The sequence below is a fragment of the Sphingomonas sp. Leaf21 genome (genome assembly GCF_916858675.1).
Taxonomy (GTDB): Bacteria; Pseudomonadota; Alphaproteobacteria; order Sphingomonadales; family Sphingomonadaceae; genus Sphingomonas.
In genome coordinates this window covers 114,269-138,599 of record NZ_CAKASM010000005.1, presented here as the reverse complement: position 1 = coordinate 138,599, position 24,331 = coordinate 114,269, and the positions used below count along the sequence as shown (strand labels likewise).

At 68.3% G+C, this 24,331-nt stretch carries 19 protein-coding genes and 1 tRNA gene; 13 read left to right on the top strand and 7 right to left on the bottom strand.

Translation table 11 applies throughout. From position 1 onward, the window contains the following. Positions 1 to 154: 154 nt before the first annotated feature. From ahcY to trxA, 8 genes are all read left to right on the top strand, one after another. Entirely contained in the window at positions 155 to 1,573 is a 1,419-nt protein-coding gene (gene ahcY / locus LRP66_RS06910; protein ID WP_230481771.1) for an adenosylhomocysteinase, read from the top strand. A 166-nt stretch (positions 1,574 to 1,739) separates the two neighbouring features. Beyond that, positions 1,740 to 4,112: a sensor histidine kinase gene (locus LRP66_RS06905; RefSeq protein ID WP_230481770.1), complete on the top strand. Its 2,373-nt coding sequence runs from the start codon at positions 1,740 to 1,742 to the stop codon at positions 4,110 to 4,112. Then, complete coding sequence (gene tsaE, locus LRP66_RS06900; protein ID WP_230481769.1) at positions 4,109 to 4,555, top strand: tRNA (adenosine(37)-N6)-threonylcarbamoyltransferase complex ATPase subunit type 1 TsaE; 447 nt, start codon at positions 4,109 to 4,111, stop codon at positions 4,553 to 4,555. Before LRP66_RS06905 ends, tsaE begins: the two co-directional genes overlap by 4 nt. Further along, positions 4,552 to 5,535, top strand: coding sequence for an aminoglycoside phosphotransferase family protein (locus LRP66_RS06895; RefSeq protein ID WP_230481844.1), 984 nt, complete (start codon positions 4,552 to 4,554; stop codon positions 5,533 to 5,535). Before tsaE ends, LRP66_RS06895 begins: the two co-directional genes overlap by 4 nt. Next, positions 5,532 to 6,287 (top strand): nucleotidyltransferase family protein, encoded by a 756-nt coding sequence (locus tag LRP66_RS06890; RefSeq protein ID WP_230481768.1) that lies wholly within the window; start codon positions 5,532 to 5,534, stop codon positions 6,285 to 6,287. Before LRP66_RS06895 ends, LRP66_RS06890 begins: the two co-directional genes overlap by 4 nt. Beyond that, positions 6,280 to 9,234, top strand: coding sequence for a PD-(D/E)XK nuclease family protein (locus LRP66_RS06885; protein ID WP_230481767.1), 2,955 nt, complete (start codon positions 6,280 to 6,282; stop codon positions 9,232 to 9,234). The genes LRP66_RS06890 and LRP66_RS06885 overlap by 8 nt, the downstream gene beginning before the upstream one ends. Positions 9,235 to 9,312: 78 nt before the next feature. Continuing rightward, entirely contained in the window at positions 9,313 to 12,768 is a 3,456-nt protein-coding gene (gene addA / locus LRP66_RS06880) for a double-strand break repair helicase AddA (RefSeq protein ID WP_230481766.1), read from the top strand. 51 nt (positions 12,769 to 12,819) lie between these two features. Further along, the gene (gene trxA, locus LRP66_RS06875) at positions 12,820 to 13,140 is read left to right on the top strand and encodes a thioredoxin (protein ID WP_230481765.1); all 321 of its coding nucleotides are present in this window, start codon (positions 12,820 to 12,822) and stop codon (positions 13,138 to 13,140) included. A 280-nt stretch (positions 13,141 to 13,420) separates the two neighbouring features. Here the strand turns inward: trxA and LRP66_RS06870 are convergent, their stop codons facing one another. Then, positions 13,421 to 14,032: a glutathione S-transferase family protein gene (locus LRP66_RS06870; protein WP_230481764.1), complete on the bottom strand. Its 612-nt coding sequence runs from the start codon at positions 14,030 to 14,032 to the stop codon at positions 13,421 to 13,423. Positions 14,033 to 14,037: 5 nt separating this feature from the next. Then, a complete protein-coding gene (gene argJ / locus LRP66_RS06865; RefSeq protein ID WP_230481763.1) occupies positions 14,038 to 15,264 on the bottom strand; it encodes a bifunctional glutamate N-acetyltransferase/amino-acid acetyltransferase ArgJ in 1,227 nt (408 codons plus the stop codon). 298 nt (positions 15,265 to 15,562) lie between these two features. Between argJ and LRP66_RS06860 the strand changes: the two genes are divergently transcribed. After that, on the top strand, positions 15,563 to 15,823 hold the full coding sequence (locus tag LRP66_RS06860; protein WP_230481762.1) for a hypothetical protein: 261 nt from the start codon (positions 15,563 to 15,565) through the stop codon (positions 15,821 to 15,823). 110 nt (positions 15,824 to 15,933) lie between these two features. After that, entirely contained in the window at positions 15,934 to 18,678 is a 2,745-nt protein-coding gene (gene secA, locus LRP66_RS06855) for a preprotein translocase subunit SecA (RefSeq protein WP_230481761.1), read from the top strand. A gap of 216 nt (positions 18,679 to 18,894) precedes the next feature. Here the strand turns inward: secA and LRP66_RS06850 are convergent, their stop codons facing one another. Then, complete coding sequence (locus LRP66_RS06850) at positions 18,895 to 19,476, bottom strand: CC0125/CC1285 family lipoprotein (RefSeq protein ID WP_230481760.1); 582 nt, start codon at positions 19,474 to 19,476, stop codon at positions 18,895 to 18,897. A 109-nt stretch (positions 19,477 to 19,585) separates the two neighbouring features. After that, positions 19,586 to 20,005, bottom strand: a complete 420-nt coding sequence (locus tag LRP66_RS06845; RefSeq protein WP_230481759.1) for a secondary thiamine-phosphate synthase enzyme YjbQ — start codon at positions 20,003 to 20,005, stop codon at positions 19,586 to 19,588. Between the two features lie 136 nt (positions 20,006 to 20,141). On the opposite strand from LRP66_RS06845, the gene LRP66_RS06840 reads away from it, so the two are divergent. From LRP66_RS06840 to LRP66_RS06830, 3 genes are all read left to right on the top strand, one after another. After that, complete coding sequence (locus LRP66_RS06840; RefSeq protein WP_230481758.1) at positions 20,142 to 20,510, top strand: glycine zipper 2TM domain-containing protein; 369 nt, start codon at positions 20,142 to 20,144, stop codon at positions 20,508 to 20,510. Positions 20,511 to 20,646: 136 nt separating this feature from the next. After that, complete coding sequence (locus LRP66_RS06835; protein WP_230481757.1) at positions 20,647 to 21,024, top strand: hypothetical protein; 378 nt, start codon at positions 20,647 to 20,649, stop codon at positions 21,022 to 21,024. After that, positions 21,021 to 22,169, top strand: coding sequence for a glutathionylspermidine synthase family protein (locus LRP66_RS06830; protein ID WP_230481756.1), 1,149 nt, complete (start codon positions 21,021 to 21,023; stop codon positions 22,167 to 22,169). The genes LRP66_RS06835 and LRP66_RS06830 overlap by 4 nt, the downstream gene beginning before the upstream one ends. A 39-nt stretch (positions 22,170 to 22,208) precedes the next feature. Here the strand turns inward: LRP66_RS06830 and LRP66_RS06825 are convergent. From LRP66_RS06825 to moaA, 3 genes are all read right to left on the bottom strand, one after another. Then, positions 22,209 to 22,283: transfer RNA gene (locus LRP66_RS06825), tRNA-Asn, on the bottom strand. Between the two features lie 110 nt (positions 22,284 to 22,393). Further along, a complete protein-coding gene (locus LRP66_RS06820; RefSeq protein WP_230481755.1) occupies positions 22,394 to 23,173 on the bottom strand; it encodes an NAD kinase in 780 nt (259 codons plus the stop codon). Next, a complete protein-coding gene (gene moaA / locus LRP66_RS06815; protein ID WP_230481843.1) occupies positions 23,170 to 24,213 on the bottom strand; it encodes a GTP 3',8-cyclase MoaA in 1,044 nt (347 codons plus the stop codon). Before moaA ends, LRP66_RS06820 begins: the two co-directional genes overlap by 4 nt. Positions 24,214 to 24,331 lie beyond the last annotated feature (118 nt).

The window sequence follows — 24,331 nt, the reverse complement described above, 5'->3', positions numbered from 1 at the left end:
CTCGATCCCGAAGGCCTAGCGCGGCTGACGACCCATTCAAGCATATAAAGATATCTTTATATTTGATCCCGGCTTCGATCGTCGCTAAGGCGGCTGCCGTGCCGATCGGCGTGCCTCACGTCTTGGTCGGCCCCATTTTGCACGGAGTTTCGTCGTGTCCACGACTGCCGCCACCAAGAACGATTATGTCATCAAGGATATCGGCCTCGCTGATTTCGGCCGCGCCGAGATCAAGATCGCCGAGACCGAGATGCCCGGCCTGATGGCCCTGCGCGAAGAATTCGGCGCATCGCAGCCGCTCAAGGGCGCGCGCATCACCGGTTCGCTGCACATGACGATCCAGACCGCCGTGCTGATCGAGACGCTGACCGCGCTCGGCGCCGACGTCCGCTGGGCGACGTGCAACATCTATTCGACCCAGGACCATGCCGCCGCCGCGATCGCCGCCGCCGGTATCCCGGTCTTCGCCGTGAAGGGCGAGACGCTGGCCGAATATTGGGACTATGTCGGCGACATCTTCAACTGGGGTGCGGGCACGACCGGCCAGACCGCCAACATCATCCTCGACGATGGCGGCGACGCGACCATGTTCGCGCTGTGGGGCGCCAAGCTCGAAGCCGGTGCGACCTTCGCCGAGCCCGAGAATGAAGAGGAAGTCGAGTTCCAGCGTTCGGTCAAGGCGTTCATCGCCAAGTTCCCGGGCTATCTGACCGAGACCGTCAAGAACCTGAAGGGCGTGTCGGAAGAGACGACCACGGGCGTTCACCGCCTGTACGAGATCGCCAAGAAGGGCGAGCTGCCCTTCCCGGCGATCAACGTCAACGACTCGGTGACCAAGTCGAAATTCGACAATCTGTACGGCTGCAAGGAGTCGCTGGTCGACGCGATCCGTCGCGCCACCGACGTCATGCTGGCCGGCAAGGTCGCCGCGGTCGCCGGTTTCGGCGACGTGGGCAAGGGCTCGGCCCAATCGCTCCGCAACGGCGGCGCCCGCGTGCTCGTGACCGAGATCGACCCGATCTGCGCGCTGCAGGCGGCGATGGAGGGCTTCGAGGTCGTGACGATGGATGAGGCCGTGAAGCGCGCCGACATCTTCGTGACCGCCACCGGCAATGCCGACGTCATCACCGCCGATCACATGAAGGCGATGAAGCCGATGTCGATCGTCTGCAACATCGGCCACTTCGATAGCGAGATCCAGATCGCGGCGCTGTCGAACTACAAGTGGACCGAAGTGAAGCCGGGCACCGACCTGGTCGAGTTCCCGGACGGCAAGCAGATCATCGTGCTGGCCAAGGGCCGCCTGGTGAACCTGGGCTGCGCCACCGGCCACCCGTCGTTCGTCATGTCGGCCTCGTTCACCAACCAGACGCTCGCCCAGATCGAGCTGTGGACCAAGGGCGAGAACTACAAGAACGAAGTCTACGTTCTGCCGAAGCATCTGGACGAGAAGGTCGCCGCGCTCCACCTCGAAAAGCTGGGTGTCCAGCTCTCGAAGCTGTCGGAGAAGCAGGCCGCCTATATCGGCGTGCCGGTCGAAGGTCCGTTCAAGCCGGATCATTATCGCTACTGATGCGACGACCGGGTTTCGACCCGGCCGGATTGGGAAGGGGGGTGTCCGAAGGGGCGCCCCCCTTTTTCGTGGGCGCTCGGCATAATGCCGCTGTTCGATATGGCGCAGGGGACCCGGATCGCGCTAGGGATAGGGCGATGCAGCCTCCTTGCCTTGCCCGTCACGGATGATCACGCTCGGTAGCGTCGAGGCTGCGCTGCTCGGCGCGGGGGCGTTCGCGCTGATCCTGATCGGGATGGTCCTGATGTTCCTGGGCATCCGCGCGCGGGCCGACGCCGTGGCGGTGCGGGTGGAGCGCGACCGGCTCGACGCACTGCTGCGCGCCGGGCCCGCCCAGGCGATGCTGGTCCGTAGCGACGGTCGGATCGACATGCCGCGTCGGCTGGCGGACTGGCTGGGACTGGTCGAGGTCGCGCGCTTCGTCGGGGAAATGTCCGCGGACGACACCGGGCTTACCGCCGAGGATGTCCGCCTGCTGGCCGACGACCTGAACGCCGCGCAGAAGACCGGCCGCCGGTTCCGCCGCATCGTCCGGCCGCAGGAATCGCAGCGCACTTTGCTGTTCGACGGCGCGCGCGCACCCGCCGATCACGGCGCGGCGGGCGCGGTCGTCATCTGGGTCTTCGACATGACCGAGGCGCAGGACGAGATCGCGCATCTCGACGCCGAAGCACGGCGGCTGGGCGACGCCTTCCAGGCGCTGACCGGCCTGATCGAGGCGGCGCCGCTGCCCATGTGGTATCGCGGCAGCGATTTGCGGCTCGCCATGGTCAACACCGCCTATGTCGACGCGGTCGAGGGGCGCGACGCCGCCGATGTGGTGGGGCGTGGCCTGGAACTGGTCGAGGGGTCGGGGCGGGGCGGTCCGCTGGCGGGCGCGGCGGCGGCGCGTGACCAGAAGCGCCCGCATGAACAGGTTCTCCCCGCCACGATCAACGGCGCGCGCCGCGCGCTGCGCATCTTCGACGTGCCGCTGCCGACCGGCGGGATTGCGGGCTTCGCGGTCGATATCGAGGATCTGGAACAGTCGCGCGCCGGGGCCAAGCGCTTCGCCGAGGCGCAGCGCGCGATGCTCGACCGGCTGTCTGCGGCGGTCGCGCATTTCGGGCCCGACCGGGGGCTCGTCTTCTGCAACCAGCCCTTCCGCCGCATGTTCGCGATGAAGGCCGAGTGGCTCGCCGACCAGCCCGAATTCGATCGTGTCCTGGAACGGATGCGCGAGGCCAATCGCAGCCCCGAGGTGCGCGACTTCCCCGGCTGGAAGGCGGAACGGGTCGGCTGGTTCCGCCAGGCGAGTGGCGGGATCGAGGAGCAGTGGCACTTGCCCGGCGGCATCCATCTGCGCGTCGTGGCGCAACCCCTGCCCGACGGCGGGCTCCTCCTGATCTTCGAGGACCGGACCGAGGAGGTGCAGCTCGCCTCCGCGCGCGACACGCTGCTGCGGGTGCGGACCGCGACCTTCGACAATCTGTTCGAGGCGCTGGGCGTCTTCGCCGCCGATGGCCGGTTGCAGTTGTGGAACAACCGCTTCCGCGCGCTTTGGGGGCTGGAGGAGGATTTCCTCACCAGCCATCCGCGCGTCGATGCCTTTGCCGACCGGGTCGCCGAGCGGCTGGCGACGCCGGGTCGCTCGGGGCTGATCGTCGACCTGGTCCGTTCGGCGACCATGGAGCGGCAGCAGCGCGGTGGGCGCGTGGCATTCGCCGATGGCCGTCATTTCGAGTTCGCGGGGGTGCCGCTGCCCGATGGCAATGCGCTCTTCACCCTGCTCGACATCACCGACAGCCGACGGGCGGAGCAGGCGTTGCGCGATCGCGCCGACGCGCTGGAGACGGCGAACAAGGTCAAGACCGCGTTCGTCGCCAATATGAGCTACGAACTGCGCACGCCGCTGACCTCGATCAGCGGCTTCGCCGAGATGCTGCACGGCGGTTTCGCGGGGCCGCTGCCGGAGACGGCGACGAGCTATGTCGAGGCGATCCTCGAATCGACCGAGCGGCTGGGGCTGCTGGTCGATGACGTCCTGGACCTCACCCGGCACCAGGCGGATGCCGAAATCGCGCGCGAGGATGTCGAGCTGGCCCGTGTCGCGCGCGCCGCGGCGGATACGATCCGGCCGATCGCGGGGCGGCGCAAGCTGGACTTCGCGGTCGAGATCCACCGCTCGCTCGGGCGGATCACCGGCGACCGGCGACGCCTGCAGGAAACGATCGAGCATCTGCTCCGCCACGCCGTCGAGCATACGGGCGAGGGCGGGCGCATCCTGCTTCATGCCGACGGCGATTCGGCGCGCGCGCGGATCGTGGTGTCCGACGACGGCCAGGGCATGGATGCACAGGCCGTCGCGCGGGCCTTCGACCGGTTCGCGGAGCCGGGTATCAAGGCGACGGGCGAGCGCGCGCTGGGCCTGGGCCTGCCGCTGGCGCGCCAGTTCGTCGAGGCGCATGGCGGCACCGTCACGCTCATGTCCGAGCCGGGTGAGGGGACGCTGGTGACGGTCGAGCTGCCCCGCCGGGTCACCGAAAAGGAAAAGTCATGACGATCCGGCTGGCCGATGCCGCCGCGACCGAGGATTTCGGACGGCGGCTGGCGGCGCTTCTGCGCCCCGGCGACGTGGTGACGCTGACCGGCACGCTGGGCGCGGGCAAGACCAGCCTGGCGCGCGGATTGCTCGCCGCGCTCGGCCTGCCCGGCGAGGCGCCGAGCCCCAGCTTCGCGATCGTCCAGCCCTATGCGCCGCCGGAGACGGCGATCCCGGTTCTCCATGTCGACCTCTACCGCCTCGACGGGCCGGAGCAGATGGAGGAACTGGGGCTCGAAGAGGCGCTGTGGGACTCGGCGCTGATCGTCGAATGGCCCGACCGGGCGGGGCCGGATGCCTGGCCACAGGCGCTTGCGCTGACGCTGGAAATAGACCCGGCGGGCGGACGCGTCTTGACAGCGAAGATGCCCTCGGGCTGGGAAAACCGATGGCCGATATGACCCCTCCGGCGGATGCGCCCGCCTTTCTGACGACGCTGGGATGGGACGGGGCGGTGATCGCGCCGCTCGCCGGTGATGCCTCGTTCCGCCGCTATTTCCGGGTGACGCTGGGTATGCGCCGCGCGGTGCTGATGGACGCGCCGCCGCCGCACGAGGATCCGCGGCCGTTCATCGCGATCGCGCGCTGGCTGGTCGGGCGCGGGTTCGCCGCGCCAGCGATCCTGGGCGCGGACGAGGTGCGCGGCCTGGTCCTGATCGAGGATTTCGGCGACGACCGGATGCGCGAGGCGATCGAGGCCGATCCCGATGCGACGGTCAGGCTCTATAGCGATGCCGTCGACCTGCTGGCCGAACTGCGCCGCCACGCGCCCGAGAATCTCGCCCCCTATGACGAAGCCGTGCTTCACCGGGAGGCGGGACTGTTCCCCGAATGGTATTGCCCGGCGCTCGGCCTCGATGTCGACGTCCAGGGGTATCGTGCCGCCTGGGAGCGGGTGTTCGCGCATACGCTGACGGACACACCGGTCACGGTGCTGCGCGACTATCATGTCGAGAATCTGATGCTCGTCGGGCCGAAGCGCACGCTGGGCCTGCTCGACTTCCAGGACGCGCTGGCGGGGCATCCCGCCTATGACCTCGTTTCGCTGCTCCAGGACGCGCGCCGCGATGTCGAACCCTCGATCGAGGAGGCGATGCTCGACCGCTATCTCCGCACCACGGGCGAGGGCGATGCGTTCCTGAACGCCTATCATGTGCTGGGTGCGCAGCGGAACGCCAAGATCCTGGGCATCTTCACCCGCTTGTGGAAGCGCGACGGCAAGCCGCGCTATGCCGCCCTGTGTCCGCGCGTCTGGGCCTATCTGGAGCGGGACCTGTCGCAGCCGGTGCTGGCGCCCGTCGCCGAGTGGTTCGACGCCAATGTCCCGCCCGAATTGCGCGGCGATCCCCAGCGGCTGTCGGATGCGGGGACCGGGGCATGACCCGCCAGCTTTCGCTCCGCCCGACGCCGGCGGGACAGGTGCCGCGCACCGCGATGGTGATGGCGGCGGGCCTGGGCAAGCGGATGCGGCCGCTGACCGCGACGCGCCCCAAGCCCCTGGTGTCGGTCGCGGGCAAGCCGCTGATCGACCATGTCTTCGACCGGCTGGTCGCGGCGGGTGTCGCGCGCGCGGTGGTCAACGTCCATTATCTCGCCGACCAGCTCGAAGCGCATCTCAAGGATCGCTTTCCGTCGATCGAGATCCTCATCTCCGACGAGCGCGATCAGTTGCTGGAGACCGGCGGCGGCTTGGTCAAGGCGCGGCCGTTGCTGGGCGACGAGCCGATCCTCGTGGTCAACAGCGACAATCTGTGGGTCGACGGGCCGGTCGATGCGATCCGCCTGCTCGCCTCACGCTGGGACGATGCGCGGATGGACGCGCTGCTGCTGATGGTGCCGCTCGCACGGGCGCACAACCATCATGGGCAGGGCGACTTCTATCTCGGCGCCGATGGCCGCATCACCGCGCGCCGCGCGCCCAATCGGGTCGCGCCCTTTTCCTATACCGGACTGCAGATCCTGCACCCGCGCATCATCGCCGATGCGCCCGACGGGCCCTTCTCGACCAACCTGTTCTGGAATCGCGCGATCGAGGCGGGGCGTGCCTTCGGCCAGGTTCATCAGGGGCTGTGGTTCGACGTCGGCACACCGCGCGCGATCCCGCAGACGGAGCTGATCCTCGCGGATGGCTGACGCGCGCCGCCCGAGGCTGCACACCATCCCGGCCTATCGCGGCTTTGCCGACGCGCTGGTCGCGGGGCTGATGCGCCGCACGGGCGGCGATCCGCTGACCCTGGCGCAGGGGATGATCCTGCTGCCGACCAATCGCGGCGTCCGCGCGCTGACCGAAGCGTTCGTTCGTGCGAGCGGCGGCGGGCTGATCCTGCCGCGCATGGTGGCACTGGGCGATCCCGAACTGGGCGAGGCGGCGGGCTCCGCGCTCGACCCCGCCGATGCGGAGGCGCCGCCACCGCCCGCCATCTCGCCATCGGCGCGCCGGATGATCCTGGCGCGGCTGGTCGAACAGGAACGCCAGCGCGCGGGGCGGCCCGTGACGGCGGCGGAGGCGGTGCGGCTGGCGGGCGACCTGGCGCGCACGCTCGACCAGATGCTGGTCGAGGAGGTCGAGCCTTCCGCGCTCGCCGCACTCGACCTGGGGCCCGAACTGACCGAGCATTGGCAATCGGCGCTCGCGACCTTCTCCGTCGTGCTCGACCGGTGGCCCGCCGTGCTGGCGAAGATGGGCCGGATCGACGCGGCGCGTCGGCGGACGCTGCTGCTCGACCGGATCACCGCGCGGTGGCGCGAGGCGCAGCCCGCCGGGTTCGTCTGTGCGGCGGGCGTCACCGATACCGCGCCCGCCGTCGCGCGGCTGCTGCGCTGCGTGTCGGAGATGCCGGGCGGCTCGGTGGTGTTCGCCGGGCTCGACCTGACCATGCCCGACGAGGAATGGGATGCGCTGGGGCCGCACAGGCCCGATCCGGAGACGGGGCGGACCCGCCGGTCGATCGAGACGCATCCCCAATATGCGCTGAAACTGCTGCTCGACCGGATGGGGGTCGCGCGCGGCGAGGTGACGATGTGGCGCGGCGGCGGCGATTACGACGCGGGCCCGGCACGTGGGCGGGCGATCGACAATGCCATGGCGCCTGCCGACTTCACCGGCAAATGGACCGACCTGCCCGCCGACGAGCGTCGCCTGACCGGCGTATCGACCATCGAACCCGCCACCCCGGCCGAGGAGGCGCAGGCGATCGCGCTGGCGCTTCGCGAGGCGATCGAGGAGCCCGGCCGGACCGCCGCGCTGGTCACGCCGGACCGCGCGCTGGCGCGGCGGGTGGCGGCGCATTGTCGGCGCTGGAACATCCTGATCGACGATACCGCGGGACGGCCGCTGTCGATCCTGTTGCCGGGCACCTTCCTGCTGCAACTCGCCGAGGCGGCGGCGCAGGCCTTCGCGCCGTTGCCGCTGCTTGCGCTGCTCAAGCATCCGCTGATCCAGGGTGGTATGGACCGGGTCGCGTGGCTCGACGGGGTGCGGGCGCTCGACCGCGCGCTGCGTGGCCCGCGTCCGGCGCCGGGTCTCGACGGCATCGCCGCGCATGTCGCGGACAAGCCGACCGCATCCGCCTTCTGGGCCAGCGCGGCGCCGATGCTGGAGGCGGTGGGGCAAACCTTCGGCGACGGACCGCAGGGGCTGCGCAGCCTGTTCGCCTGTCTTCGCGAATGCGGGCAGACCCTGTGCGGCGATGCGTTGTGGACCGGTCCGGCGGGGCGCGCGGCGGCGGAGTTCCTGGCGGGGTACGAGGAAGAGGCCGATCACGGACCCGCGCGGGTCGACCCCGCCGAAGTGCCAGGCCTGCTCCGCAGCCTGTTCGATGAGATCGCGGTGCGCGCCATCCCGCGCGAGGGCCAGCATCCGCGTCTCGCCATCTATGGCCCGATCGAGGCGCGGCTTCAGACCGCCGACCTGATGATCGCGGGCGGGCTGAACGAAGGCGTCTGGCCGGGCCGCCCGGCGCCCGACCCGTGGCTGGCGCCGCGTATCCGCTCGCTGCTCGGCCTTGTCGGGCTGGAACAGCGGATCGGTATCGCCGCGCATGACCTGGCGCAGGCGATGGGGGCGCCGCGTGCGATCCTCACCCGCGCGCGCCGGGACGCGAGCGGGCCGACGCTGGCGTCGCGCTTCTGGCTGCGGCTCCAGGCGATGGCGGGCGATCGGTTCGAGGCGCATCCGGCGCTGGCGGGCTGGGCGGTCGAACTCGATCGGCCGACCGATCACGCCCCCGCCGACCGGCCGGCGCCCAGGCCGCCCGCCGCGCTGCGACCGACGGTGATCTCGGTGACCGAGGTCGACCGGTTGAAGGCCGACCCCTACGCCTTCTATGCGCGTCGGGTGCTCCGGCTGTCACCGCTCGACCCGGTCGACGCCGATCCGAGCGCGGCGTGGCGGGGCACCGCCGTCCATGACATATTGGAGATGTGGTGGAAGGAGGACGCCTGCGCCGTAGAGGCGCTGCGTCCCCGCGCGCTGGCGATGCTGCGCGACCAGCGCACCCATCCGATGCTGCGCGCATTATGGCAGCCCCGGCTGATCGAGGCGATCGACTGGATCGCCGCCGAGGTCGCCGCCAAGGCCGCCGAAGGTCGGCACGTGCTGCGTGCGGAAGGCAAGGGCGAAGCCAAGCTGGCGGGGGTGACGCTGACCGGGCGGTTCGACCGGATCGACAAGGCGGCGGACGGATCGCTGGTGGTGATCGACTACAAGACCGGCAAGCCGCCCTCGACCACGGCGGTGCGCGAGGGGTTCAGCCTGCAACTCGGGCTGCTTGGCCTGATCGCCGAACGCGGCGGGTTCGAAGGCGTGTCGGGCAGGTCCGGCGGCTTCGAATATTGGTCGCTGGGGCGGGGGCGCGAGGGCTTGGGCTATATCGCGACGCCGGTCGATCCGGACGGCAAGCGCGAACGGATCCGAACGGACGAGTTCGTCGCGATCGCCGCGGCCAATTTCGCGGAGGCGGCGGGGCAGTGGCTGACCGGGGACGCGCCCTTCACCGCCAAGCTGGTGCTGGAATATGCGCCCTATGCGGAATATGACCAGCTTATGCGGCGGGATGAATGGTATGGCCGTGAACGGTGATCGTGTCGCTCGGTTCGCGCGGAGCGGGCGCCGCGACGTGGCCTTCGACTTCGCTCAGGATGAACGGGGTGGGGCGGCATGAGCGCCCGGCCCATGTCCAACCTGCCCCCGCTGAAAGGCGCGCAGGCCGATGCGAGCGACCCTGCCGCGCATGTCTGGCTGTCCGCATCGGCGGGGACGGGCAAGACCCAGGTCCTGGCCGCGCGCGTGTTCCGCCTGTTGCTGGCGGGGGTCGCGCCGGAGGCGATCCTGTGCCTGACCTTCACCAAGGCGGGCGCGGCGGAGATGGCGCAGCGGATCAACGGCCGCCTAGCGGCCTGGGTTCGAATGCCCGAGACCGCGCTCTATGCCGACCTGAAGGCACTGGGCGAAGCCGCGTCGCCCGAACGGCGCGAGCGGGCACGGACGCTGTTCGCGCGCGTGCTCGACGCGCCGGGCGGCGGCCTTCGTATCCAGACCATTCACGGTTTTTGCCAGGGTTTGCTCGCCGCCTTCCCGGTGGAGGCGGGGCTCGCGCCGGGCTTCCGTCCGCTGGAGGCGCGTGAGGAGGCGGTGCTGGCGCGCGAGGCGCTGGCGCGGATGCTCGAGACGGCCGAACGCGAAGGTCGGGTCGGTGCGGTCGAAACGGTCGGCGCGCTGTCGTTGCGGTTGGGCGAGGGCGGAGCGGAGGCGTTCCTCGCCGCCTGCGCCCGCGCACCTGGCGCGCTGGAGGCGCTGCCGACGGGTATCCAGCCCTGGCTCCGCCGCGCGCTCGACCTGCCGTCGGGCGATATCGATGAGGCGATCGCCGAGGGCGTCGACGACATGGACGAGGACGCGGTCGTCCGGCTCGCCGGGGCCAATCGCGCCTGGGGGACCGCGACCGGCGACAAGGCGGCGGCAATACTGGAACGCTGGGTGGGTGGCGATCGGAGCGCCCGTGTCGCGATGCTCGAGGAATTGATGGGCACCGTCTTCACCGCCAAGGGCGAGCCGCGCAAGGCGTCGAAGAAGCTGACCGACGCCGATCCCGATTATGAGGATATGGCACGCGAACTGGGTGAGGCGTGCCGCCATCTGCTCGGCCTCGCGGCGCGGGCGCGACATGCCGATCTGCTGGCCGACGCGCTGACGGTCGGGCGCGACTATGCGCGTGCTTACACCCTGTCCAAGCGGGCGATCGGCGCGGTCGATTTCGATGACCTGATCCGCACCACGGTCGAACTGCTCGAGCGGCCCGGCATCGGCGAATGGGTCCGCTACAAGCTCGACCAGGTGACCGAGCATGTCCTGATCGACGAGGCGCAGGACACGAACGCGCATCAGTGGCGGATCGTGCGTGCGCTGGCGGACGAGTTCTTCGTCGGCCGCGGTCTCTATGCGCCGTCGACCCGGACGCTGTTCACGGTCGGCGATCACAAACAGGCGATCTTCGGTTTCCAGGGCACCGATCCGATCAACTTCCAGGCGGCCGAACTGCATTTCTCGCGACGCGCTGGCGAGGTGGCCGGTGATGACGAGTGGCCGCCCGAGGAACGCGGGCTTCCGTTCAATCAACTGTCGCTGACCCACAGTTTCCGCTCGACCACGCCGATCCTGGAATTCGTCGACGCCGCGATCGATGCGCTGGGCGAGCCCGGCATGGGGATGGGCAGCGCGGTCGAACGCCATGCCAGCGAGGTGAAGGGGCCGGGCCGCGTCATCCTTTGGCCGCCGGTCGTGGCGGGCGGCAGCGACGAGGATGAAGAGGGCTGGATCGACGACGCGGTCCGCAAGGTCGCGACCGATATCGCCCGCGTGGTCCGTCGCTGGCTCGACGACGGCATGATGCTGGAGAGCAAGGGCCGACGACTGGAGCCGCAGGACATCATGATCCTGGTCAAGCGGCGCGGCGACCTCGCTTCGCTGATCGTGGCGCGGCTCTATGCCGAGGGGGTGCCGGTGGCGGGCGTCGACCGGCTTCGGCTCAACGCGCCGCTCGCGGTGCAGGATCTGCTCGCGACGGTGCGCTTCGCGCTTCAGCCCGACGATGACCTGTCGCTCGCCTCGCTGCTCGTCTCGCCGCTGATCGGCTGGTCTCAGGAGCGGCTGATGACGGCGGGTCACCGCGAGCGTGGGTCGCTCTGGGCGCATTTGACGCGAACCCTGTCGGCCGACGATCTCGCGCCGCTTCGCCGGATGCTGGCGCGGGCCGACGTGTCGACGCCCTATCAGTTCCTCGAGGAATTGCTGTCGGGGCCGCTCGACGGACGCCGCAAGTTGATCCGGCGGCTGGGCAGCGAGGCGCGCGATCCGATCGAGGAGCTCCTGGGCGCGGCGCTGACCTTCGAGAGTACGACGACGCCATCGTTGCAACGATTCCTCGACTGGTTCGATCGCGGCGATGTGGAGATCGTGCGCGATCCGTCCGCACCGCTCGATGCCGTGCGGGTGATGACCGCGCATGGTTCGAAGGGGCTGCAGGCGCCGCTCGTCATCCTGGCCGACGCGACCGCCGACCCGACCGCCGCGCCCCGCTCGATCCTGCGCTGGACGCCGGAGCCGGGGGCTCAGCCGATCCCGGTCTTCCCGCCGCGTGCCGACGAGCGGGGCGGGCCGCTCGACGCGGTGGCGGCCGAGATCGCCGCGCGCGAGCTGGCCGAGCATTGGCGGCTCTTCTACGTCGCGGCGACGCGGGCCGAGGAGCAACTGGTCGTCACGGGCGCGCTCGGCAAGCGGGCGGCGGGGGTGCCGCCGCTGCATAGCTGGTACGCGACCTGCGCGCGCGCGATGACCGCGCTCGGGGTGGCCGAGGTCGAGCCGGGTGACGGGCAGGCGCGGGTGTTCAGCGGGACCAGCCCGCACGACGCCGTCGCCCCGCGCCCCGGTGCCGCCGCGCCGACGCCGCGTGCCGCGATCGTCCTGCCCGACTGGGTGCGCCAGCCCGCACCGCAGGAATCACGTCCGCCGCGCCCACTCGCGCCTTCGTCGCTGGGCGACGACATGGTGGCCGATCCGCCACCCACGCCCGCGATGCGCGCGGCGGCGGAGCGGGGTCGGCTGATCCACTGTCTGCTCGAACGCCTGCCGCCCGTCGCGTCGGAGCAGCGGCGTGGCGCGGCGGAGCGCTGGCTGGTCCAAGCGGCGGGAGTGGTGGATGCAGGCTTGCGCACCGATGTGATGGCGGCGGTGTTCGCTATCCTGGACGATCCGGCCTTCGCGCCGCTGTTCGGACCGGGATCGCTGGCGGAGGCGCCGATCGCGGCGACCTTGGCCAACGGCGTGGTCGTGTCGGGGCGCGTCGACCGCCTGCTGATCGGCGACGATGCGATCCGGTTGATCGACTATAAGACCGGGCGGCGCGCGCCGGGCGGGATCGATGACGTGCCGGTATTCCATCTGGCGCAGATGGCGGGTTACGCCGCCGCGCTGGAGGTGATCTTTCCGGGCCGGCCGGTGTCGGTCGCGCTGCTCTACACCGCCGGGCCGCGCCTGGTCACGGTTCCCGATGCACTGCTCGCCGAGCACAAGCCGCGCTATCGCGACGGGGAGCAAAGCTTGGCGCTCGGTGGTTGAGCCGACGACGCGCGCGTCCTAGATGGAAGCCAATCCAAGGAGTGAAGATACATGGCAACCAAGCAGATCACCGACGCCAGCTTTGAAGCGGACGTCCTGAACTCCGACAAGCCGGTGCTGGTCGATTTCTGGGCCGAATGGTGCGGACCGTGCAAGATGATCGGCCCGTCGCTGGAAGAGCTGTCGGAGGAACTGGGCGAGCAGGTGACGATCGCCAAGCTGAACATCGACGAAAATCCCGATGCGCCGGGTCGCTACGGGGTGCGCGGCATCCCGACGATGATCCTGTTCAAGGGCGGCGCCGCCGCCGCGACCAAGGTCGGCGCGGAGCCCAAGGGCCGGATCAAGGCTTGGCTGGAAGGCGCGCTCTAAGCGGCTTTCGGGGGGGCTCTGCGAGGCCCCGTTCCCTCCCCCATCCCCTCCCGCTTGCGGGAGGGGCGTGCCAAGGTCAGAGCGGTGGAACTGTTTGCCAGCAAGACCCACCGTATCAGGGAGGGCGGACGGATTGCCAAGTCCCATCGCCAGCGAAACGTCACGCCCCTCCCGCAAGCGGGAGGGGATGGGGGAGGGCAGGGGGTCTCGCAGAGACGAGCATTCGCGGCACGCCCCTCCCCAAACCCCTCCCGCTTGCGGGAGGGGCTTCAATGTGGGGTCAACTCAACGGAATCATCACCACGTCACGAAACGGCGCCCGCGCCTGCAACCCGGCATACCAGCGTTCGAGATGGGGCCGCGAGGGCCGCTCGACCGGCAGCTGGAACCATGTATTGGCATAGGCCGCGACCGGAATGTCGCCGATGCCGAAAGCCTCGCCCGACAACCAGCGCTGCCGCCCCAGCACATCGTCCAGGATCGCCGACAGGTCGGCCGCCCGCGCCACGCTGCGCGCCAGCAGGTCGGCATCCCGCTTGTCCGGCGCGGTGCGGATCAACTGGAAGAAGATCGGCCGGATCACATCCGCCCAGGTGAAATTCCAGTCCATCCACCGATCGGCCGAGGCACGCGCGCGCGGATCGGCGGGATAGAAGGCCTCGCCGCCATGGGTCGCCGCGAGATAGCGGAGGATGGCGTTGGACTCCCACAACAGGAAGCCGTCGTCCTCGATCGTCGGGATCAACGCATTGGGGTTCAGCGCGCGATAGGCCTCGTCCATCCCGAACGCGCCGCCGACATCGTGGCGATCATAGGCAAGGCCCATTTCCTCTGCCAGCCAGACGACCTTCTTGACGTTGTGCGAGTTGATCCGGCCCCAGATGGTCAACATGCGCGTCAGCTCCGGTAATCGGCGTTGATCGCGATATAGCCATGGGTCAGATCGCAGGTCCAAACCGTCGCCACGCCGTCCCCCAGGCCCAGGTCGACGCCGACCGCGATCTCCCGCCCCTTCAGATGCCTGGCGACCGGCGTCTCGTCATAGCCCTCGACCGCCAGCCCCTCGCGCGCGACCAGCGTCTCGCCGAAGCGGATCGACAGCTTGTCGCGTTCGGCGGGTTCGCCGGCCTTGCCCACCGCCATGACGACGCGGCCCCAATTGGCGTCCTCGCCCGCGATCGCGGTCTTCACCAATGGCGAATTGGCGATCGACATGGCGATGCGATGGGCGGAGCGGTCGCTTTCCGCGCCCTCGACGCGGATCTCGATCAATTTGGTCGCGCCTTCGCCGTCGCGCACCACGAGCAGGGCGAGCTGGTGGCACAGATCGGCCAGCGCCGCGCGGAAGGCGTCGGCACCGTCGCTCTCATCGTCGACCAGCGGCGCATTGCCCGCGCGGCCCGTCGCGAAGGCGAGGACCGTATCGCTGGTCGATGTGTCGCCATCGACCGTGATGCACGAGAAGCTGCGGCCATTGGCGCCGCTCAGGGCGCGTTGCAGGAATTCGGGGGCTACGGCGGCATCGGTGAAGATGAAGCCCAGCATTGTCGCCATATCGGGCGCGATCATCCCGGACCCCTTGATGATCCCCGCCAGCGTCACCGTCCGGCCATCGACCACGGCGGTGGTCGTCGCGCCCTTGGCGAAGGTGTCGGTGGTCATGATCGTCGCGGCGGCATCCTCCCAGCCACAGGCCGGGGCCGCGAACGCCGCGTCCAGCCCGGCCTCTGCCTTGTCGATCGGCAGGGGTACGCCGATCACCCCGGTCGAGGCGACGAACACGTCCGACGGCTGGCACCCGATCGCCAGCGCGGCGCGGGCGGCGATCGCCTCCACCGCGGCGCGACCGCGATGCCCGGTGAACGCGTTGGAGTTGCCCGCATTGACGACCAGCGCGCGCGCCTGACCCAGGACCAATGCCTTGCGGCACCATTCGACCTCGGGAGAGGGGCATTTGCTGGTGGTCAGCACGCCCGCCACGCTGGTCCCCTCGGGCAGCGTCACGAAGGTCAGGTCGCAGCGGTCCCAGTTCTTGTACCGCGCGCGGGCGACGCGAAGCGTCACGCCGTCGATCGCGGGGAGCGCGGGGAAGGGCTGGGCGAGGGGTGAGGTGGCGGTGCTCATAGGGGCAAGCTACATAGCCGAGCATGGATAGGGAGCAAGCGCTTCCGCCCGCTCGATCGCCGGTGGCGGGGCGGTTCGACGCGTCCTGCCTCCCCATGCCGATAAGGAACGGACTTCCGTTCATCCCGGGCGAACGGGCCTCGGGCGGACCGTGAATGCCGATCGCGCGACCGGGCCCCTCCCCGCGGGACCGAGGAACGACCAAAAGCCGTTTTGCCGCAGGACGATGGCCCGTTCGCGACGCCAGACCATGCAACGGATGGACGTGCCGCGCGTATCTGCCTAAGACACGTCTCGCATGAACCTGCTTCTGCTCCTTTCCGCTCTCTTGTCCGCGCTGACCGGCGCGGTCGGCGGCACGCGTGCGCAGGAGTCGCGGGGCGTCGTCGCCGAATGCAGCATCGCCGCCGCCGCCAAGCAGGCCGCCGTCGCGCGCGCCGCCACCCGGCCGGTCCAGCCGCTCGCCTCGCTGTTGGCGATGGCCGTGCCGCTGTCGCTGTTTCGCGCGGCCGAACCGCGCGCGATCGCCGCGATCTATATGGGCCGTCGGCGCGAATAGGCGCTGGCGTCGGCCACGGCGTCGACCCCGTTTCCCACCCCAATGCCCCGTGCGCGCCGTCGTCATGACATGGCTGCGCCCCCATCACGTTATCAGTCAGGAAATCGCTTATGTTCGGCGGCCTCGCCAAGTCCCTGTTCGGTTCGTCCAACGACCGCTACGTCAAGTCGCTCAAGCCGATGATCGCCAAGATCGCCGCGTTCGAGCCCGATATGGAAGCGATGAGCGACGATCAGCTGGCCGCGCAGACGGTCAAGTTCCGCGAGCAGCTCGATCACGGTGCCGCGCTCGACAGCCTGCTGCCCGAGGCCTTCGCGACGGTCCGCGAAGCCGCCAGGCGCGTGCTGGGCCAGCGTCATTATGACGTGCAGATGATCGGCGGCATCGTCCTCCATCGCGGCGAGATCGCGGAGATGCGCACCGGTGAGGGCAAGACGCTGGTCGCGACGCTGGCGACCTATCTCAACGCGCTGCCCGGCAAGGGCGTGCACGTCGTCACGGTCAACGACTATCTGGCCAGCCGCGACGCGGCGACCATGGGGCGCATCTACAACTTCCTGGGCCTGACCACGGGCGTCATCATCCCCAATCTGGACGATGCGCAGCGCCGCGCGGCCTATGATGCCGACATCACCTACGGCACCAACAACGAGTTCGGCTTCGACTATCTGCGCGACAATATGAAGTATGAGCGCTCGGCGATGGTGCAGCGCCCCTTCAACTACGCGATCGTCGACGAGGTCGACTCGATCCTGATCGACGAGGCCCGCACGCCGCTCATCATTTCGGGCCCGACCGACGACAAGTCGGAACTCTATATCGGCGTCGACGCGATCGTGAAGCAGCTCACGTCCGACGATTACGAGAAGGACGAGAAGCAGAAGTCGATCATCCTGACCGAGGACGGCACCGAGCGCGCCGAGCGCCTGCTGGAGGCGGCCGGGCTGCTGCAGGGTGAGAACCTGTACGACTTCGAGAACACCCAGGTCGTTCACCACCTGAACCAGGCGCTGCGCGCGAACATGATGTTCAAGCGCGATACCGACTATATCGTCAAGGACGACAAGGTCATCATCATCGACGAGTTCACCGGTCGCATGATGGACGGGCGTCGCTGGTCGGAGGGGCTTCACCAGGCGGTCGAGGCGAAGGAGGGCGTCAATATCGAGCCCGAGAACCAGACCATGGCCTCGATCACCTTCCAGAACTATTTCCGCATGTACCCGAAGATCTCGGGCATGACCGGCACCGCCGCCACCGAGGCGGGCGAATTCTACGACATCTACAAGATCAACGTCGTCACCATCCCGACCAACGTGCCGATCGCGCGCGTCGACGAGGAGGACGAATTCTACAAGAACACGCAGGACAAGTTCCTGGCGATCGCCAAGAAGATCCGCGACCACGCCGCCAAGGGGCAGCCGGTGCTGGTCGGCACCGTCTCGATCGAGAAGTCGGAGCTGCTGAGCGAGTTCCTCACGCAGGAGGGCGTGCCGCACAAGGTGCTGAACGCGCGCTACCACGAGATGGAAGCGCATATCGTGGCACAGGCGGGTCGTCTGGGCGCGGTGACCATCGCCACCAACATGGCGGGTCGCGGCACCGACATTCAGCTTGGCGGCAATCTCGAATTCCGGATGCTCGACGAACATCCCGATCTGGTCGAGGGCACGCCCGAATATGATGCCGCGGCGACGCGCATCCGTGCCGAGATTCTGGAAGAGAAGCAGAAGGTGCTGGAGGCCGGTGGCCTGTTTGTGCTGGGCACCGAGCGTCACGAAAGCCGCCGCATCGACAACCAGCTGCGCGGGCGTTCGGGGCGTCAGGGCGATCCGGGCCTGTCGCGCTTCTACCTCAGCCTCGACGACGATCTGCTCCGCATCTTCGGCCCCGACACGCTGTTCGCCAAGATGATGCGCAGCAACATCGAGGATGGCGAGGCGATCGGCAGCAAGTGGCTGTCCAAGGCGATCGAGACCGCGCAGAAGAAGGTCGAGGCGCGCAACTACGACATCCGCAAGCAGGTCGTCGAATATGACGACGTGATGAACGACCAGCGCAAGGTCATCTACGAACAGCGCGCCGACATCATGGATGCCGAGACGGTGGGCGACGTCGTCGCCGACATGCGTGCCGAGACGGTCAATGCCATCGTCGGTGCGGCCTGCCCGCCCAACAGCTATCCCGAGCAGTGGGACGTGGCGGGGATGAAGCAGCAGCTCAAGGACCTGCTGAACATGGAGCCGCCGATCGACGACTGGCTGACCGAAGAGGCGATCGATCCCGAGGTCGTGCTGGAGCGGGTCACCGCCGAGGCCGATGCGGCGGTGGAGGCCAAGTCCAAGGAACTCGAGCCCGAGACCTGGATGAGCGTCGAGAAGTCGATCCTGCTCCAGAACCTCGACCATCACTGGAAGGAGCATCTGGCGACACTCGACGCGCTGCGCCAGGTCGTCCACCTGCGCGCCTATGCGCAGAAGACGCCGATCAACGAATATAAGCACGAGGCGTTTTCGCTGTTCCAGCGGATGCTCGACAATATCCGCGAGGATGTGACGCGCACCATCGCCTTCGCGCAGTTCCAGATCCAGGCGCCGCCGGAACTGCCCGAGCTGCCCGACTTCATCACCTCGCATTTCGATCCGTTCACCGGCGAGGACAACACCAACGACTGGGACGCCGCCGCGCGCGGGCTGCTCCAGCCGCAGATGCCGCCGATGCAGATCCCGATGCCCGAGGGCGCGGACCTGGGCAGCGATCCGGCGCAATGGGAAGGCCGCGTCAACCGCAACGCGCCGTGCCCGTGCGGCTCCGGGCTGAAGTACAAGCATTGCCATGGGGCGGTGACCGCCTGATCGTCACCTTCGGTGTTGCACGGAAAGGCGGTGGACTTCGGTCCGCCGCCTTTTTGCATTTCTCATCATGGCGAGCTTCACTGACCCTCTCCCCTGTCCAGGGGAGAGGGTCAGAAGGGGCGGCGTCCTGCGGGTAAGGGGCGCCAAGCCCCCGAACGAAAAAGGGCGGCCACCCGTCGGTGACCGCCCTTCGCAGGACGAAAAGCGCCTGGGCGATTACTTCGGCAGGACGACCGTCGGCCCGATCGTGCTGACGATCGCGCGCGCGTCGAAGGCGCGGAGATTGTCGCGCGGGATCGGCCCCTTGCGCATCACGACCTCGGCGGTCGCTTCGTAGCGGTCGATGGTATTGATATCCATGTTGTTGCCGAAGAACGGATCGCCCCAGAAGGGATCCCAGCTACGCCAGCCAAAGCCGCGGCCGTAATAGCGCCACGACGGGCCCCACCAGCCGCCACCCCAGCCGCCGAAGCCGGGACCGAAGGCGCTGGGCGTCGAATAGGTGCGCGACCGAAGCTGCGTGTCGCGGTCGGCCATCACGAAATAATCATAGCCATTGGCGAGCGTCAGTTCGGCAGCACGGAACAGCAGATAGCGTTCGACCGTGTCGCGCGACGTCACGGTGTTTCCGGCGAAGCTGACGATGAAGCGGCCGGGCTCGACCTGCTGCTCGGAATAGCCGGTACGATAGAAGCCCGAACCCGTGGCAGGGCGATAGGTGGTTTCGGTCGCGCATCCCGCGACCATCAAGGTGCTGGCGCCGAGCATGGCGAGCGCGACCTTCCGACCGAATTGCATGGACTTTTCTTCCTTTCCTGCCGCTCGGCCGTACCGATCGGCACCGGTCCTTTAGCCTATCGCACCAAAACGGTCGATGAACGGTTTTGCTCCAGCGATGAATAGTGTTTCACGCCCCCGCAATGTGCAGGGCGAGTTGTCGCCGATGTGGTGCGCGACGATGCTCGAACAGATAGATGCCCTGCCATGTTCCGAGCATCAGTCGCCCGCCAGTCAGCGGGATGGACAGGTGAATGCCGGTCAGGATCGCGCGCAGGTGCGCGGGCATGTCGTCGGGCCCTTCGTCGTCATGGGCATAGGCGCGGGCGTCCTCCGGCGCGATCCGCGCGAAATAGTCGATGATGTCGGTCCTCACCTCCGGCGCGGCATTTTCCTGGATGATGAGCGAGGCCGAGGTGTGGCGGCAGAACAGGGTCAGCAGCCCCTCGTCCATGCCCTGTTCGCGGACCCAGGCGCAGACGGGGCGGGTGATCTCGGTGAGGCCCTGACCATGAGTGTCGAACGACAGGAGCGTGGTGGCTTGGCGCATGGGGGATCAATGCCCGAGCGCGGGGATCGGTGCCAGTGCGTCGCGACGGGACCAGATGACCGGAATGTCATGACAGTCGAATTGAACGGGTCGGGAGGACGTGCGTTGTGCCCGCTTGAGGATAAGGAGACCTGCCATGAAAGCTCTGCTCGCCGCGTTGGCCGTTGTTACCGTCGCCGCCCCGATCGCCGCTACGCCCGCGGTCGCCCAGGATCGTGACTATCGCTGGCACGGCGACCGCGACGACTGGGATGCCTCGCGCGATTATCGGCAGGGAAATTATCGCGAGCGTCGCCTGAACCGCGACGACCAGGTGTTCCGTGGCCGTGACGGCCGCACCTATTGCAAGCGCAACGACGGCACGACGGGTCTGGTCGTCGGTGCGGTCGGCGGCGGCGTGCTCGGCAACGTGATCGGCGGCGGGACGCTCGGCACGCTGCTCGGCGCGGGCGGCGGTGCGCTGCTCGGTCGTTCGATCGATCGCGGCAAGGTTCGCTGCCGCTGAGCCTAAACAGCTGAAGACAAAAGGGGATGTTTCCGGATCGAACCGGAGGCATCCCCTTTTTGCTGCCCGTCGACCATTCTCGCCCACTAGGCAAACGCCCCCCGGCTGGACCATGATGGCGACGGGAGGGACGTGAATGGCTTTCGATTTGAAATGGACGACGGCGATGGCGGCGGCGCTGCTGGCCAGTGGTTGCAACCGGGCCAATGCCGATGACGGCTGGACCGCCGATCAGGATACCGCGATCTGCACCGATGCGCAGGGCAAACGACTGCCCGACGATCGCTGTCGCCAGACGCGTGTCGGCGGCGGGGGCGGGGCTTTCTGGTATTTCCTCGGGCGCGGTCGAACCATCCCCTTCTACGGCGAGCGTGCCACGGGCGGCAGTTTCCGTCCTGCATCGGGCGGCCGCTACATGACGGCGCCAGCCGGCAGCGCGATGACGCGGGCGGCGGCGGTCAGCCGCGGCGGCTTCGGCGCCTCGGCCGCCCGGTTCGGCAGCATCCACGCATGATCCGCGAAACGCTGTCGCCGCGATCCGACTGGCGCGCCAGGGTCGAAGCGCTGGGCCTGATCTGGCACGAGGGCGAGCAGCGCCCCTATTGGGACGAAAGCGCCTGCTATCGCTTCACGCGCGGCGAGGTCGACCGGATCGAGGCGGCGACGGGGGAACTCTACCGTCTGTTTCTGGCGGCGGGGGAAGCGGTGGTCAGCGATCCCGCGCTGTTGAACCGTTTCGCCATTCCCGCCGCTTTTCACGATCCGATCCGCGAGGCCTGGGAGGCGGAGCCGCCTTCGTTGAATTTCGGGCGGTTCGACCTGGGGTTCGACGGTGGCGACGCGCCCAGGTTATTCGAGTTCAATTGTGACACGCCGACCTCGCTTCTGGAGGCGGCGGTGGTGCAATGGGCGTGGAAGGAGGAATGTTTCCCCGCGCTGGACCAGTTCAACAGCCTGCATGAGGCGCTGGTCGCGCGCTGGCGGGAAATCGCGCCGGACCTGCCCGCGACGGTTCATGTCGCGCATGTCGCCGACCTGGCGGGCGAGGATGCGGTGACGGCGGCCTATCTGCGCGATACGGCGGAGGCGGCGGGGATCGGCACGGTGCCGATCCTGATGGAACGGATCGGCTGGGACCATGACGCGCATTGCTTCGTCGACGAGGCGGACGTGCGGATCGAGGCCCTGTTCAAGCTCTATCCGTGGGAATGGCTGGTGCGCGAGGATTTCGCGCCGCACCTGCTCGACAATCTGGAGCGCGGCGACCTGATCTGGATCGAGCCGGTGTGGAAGATGATCTGGTCGAACAAGGCGATCCTGCCCGTGTTGTGGGATCTGTTTCCGGGCCATCCCAACCTGTTGCCAGCCAGTTTCGCGGTGCCGCAGGGTGACGCGGTGGCCAAGCCGCTCCTGTCGCGCGAAGGGGCGAACGTGTCGATCCGCCGGGCGGGCAGCATCGTGGCCGAGACGGCGGGGGTGTATGGCGATGAAGGCTATATCTTCCAGTCGCTCTACCGCCTGCCGGAAGCGGCGCCGGGCTGTTTCCCGGTCCTCGGAAGCTGGGTGGTCGACGGCGCGCCTGCGGGGATGGGCATCCGCGAGGACGGGCTGATCACCTCGAACACCGCGCGGTTCGTGCCGCATGTGATCGACGGGTGATCGGTTATGCTGGCGCTGTCTGGGAGAAGACGGCGCCGGTGGCTCCCTGAGTAGGATTCGAACCTACGGCCGCTCGATTAACAGTCGAGAGCTCTACCGCTGAGCTATCAGGGAATGTACCGGCGCTGTGGAGCGGTCCTATAAAGACCCGGAAAAATGCCGCAACCCCTTTTTTGACGGTTTTGCGTAAGCGCCGCCGCCAAAGCTGTGGATAAATTCATCGGCTATGCGACGAACTGCTCCATGGTGATCCGGTCGTCGAGCGCATGTTCGGGGTCGAACATCAGCGTCAGTTCGCGTGACCGGTCCATGCAGATATCGACCTGCGCGACGTCGCGCACCTCGCGCTGATCGGCGACCGCCGAGACGGGGCGCTTGCCCGGATCGAGCACGCGGATTCCGATCCGCGCCTTGTCGGGAAGGATCGCGCCGCGCCAGCGCCGAGGGCGGAAAGGGCTGATCGGGGTGAGCGCGATCAGCGCCGAGCCGAGCGGCAGGATCGGCCCCTGTGCCGAGAAATTATAGGCGGTCGATCCCGCCGGGGTCGCCGCCAATATCCCGTCACAGGCCAGTTCGGGGAGCACGATCCGCTCATTGACCATCACCTCCAGCTTGGCGGTCTGGCGGGTTTCGCGAAGCAGCGAAATCTCGTTGATCGCAGGCAGTTGGTGGACGCGGCCATCGATCCCGGTCGCGGTCATCTGAAGCGGCGTCACGCGGAACGGCTTGGCGCGGGCGAGCCGATCCTCCAGTCCGTAACTGCGCCATTCGTTCATCAGAAAGCCGACCGTGCCGAGGTTCATGCCGAACACCGGCACCGGCCCGCGCCGCCGCTCGAGCATGCGGTGCAGCGTCTGTAGCATGAAGCCATCGCCGCCCAGCGCGATGACATAGTCGGCGTCGTCGAAATCGACCCAGTCGGCGCTGTTGTACAGGTCGGCGACCGCGGCCTGGGCCGGGGCGGTGGGCGAGGCGACCAGTGCCCGCCGGACGGGAACGGTCATCCGCCGGTCACGCTCATATGGCGCGACACCGCCGGCGCCGACCCCGCCTCGATACGGAAGTCGTGCCGTGCGGGCTTGGCCGCCAGCCCCGCATCGATCGCCGCGTCCAACCCGGCGACGCCGCCGTCGCGAAGCGCCGCCTTCAAATCCACCTGATCCTCATGGCCGAGACACATATACAGCTTGCCCTCGGTCGTCAGCCTCACGCGGTTGCACCCGTCGCAGAAATTGGCGGTGAGCGGGGAGATGAGGCCAAGCCGCGTGTCCGTGCCCTCCACCTGCCAGTAGCGCGCCGGGCCGCCGGTGCGATGGCCCGCGCGAACGAGCGGGAAATCGTCGACCAACCGGTCGAAGACCCTGGTCAGGGGCAGGAAGCGGTCGACACGATCCTCGTCGATCGCGCCCAGCGGCATCGTTTCGATCAACGACAGGTCCAGACCCTCGGCGACGCACCAGGCGAGCATCGATCCGATCTCGTCCTCGTTCAGGTCCTTGAGCGCGACCATGTTGATCTTGATCGCCAGTCCCGCATCACGCGCGGTCAGAATGCCGTCGATCACCTGCGCGACGTCGCCATGCCGCGTTATATAGCGGAAGCGTTCCGGATCGCGGCTGTCCAGGCTGACATTGATCCGCCGGATTCCCGCATCGACCAGCGCCGGGGCATGCTCGGCCAACCTGGTCGCGTTGGTGGTCATGGTCAGTTCGTCGAGCCCTTGGCCGACATGGCTGCCCAGTCGGCGGACCAGGTCGGCGACGTCGCGACGCACCAGCGGCTCGCCGCCCGACAGGCGGATACGCGTCACGCCGCGCGCGATGAAGCGTTCGGCGATGATCGCGATCTCGTCCAGGCTGAGCAGCTTGGCGCGGGGCAGGAAGGTCATCTGCTCCGACATGCAATAGCGGCAGCGCAGGTCGCAGCGATCGGTCACCGAGATCCGCAGATAGCGGATCGTCCGGCCGTGCTGGTCGACCAGAGATCGTCCAATCGGACGCGGATCGACCGGCGACCCGACCGTCGAGACATTGCCATGACCCATCGTCATGAAGTTAGCCCCATGGCGGGACGCAAACAAGGCGGATTGCCATTGGTCTTGTCCAAGCCGGTGGATAGGGTGCGCCCATGACGCAGGATGAATTCGGTTTTAACGCGCACCG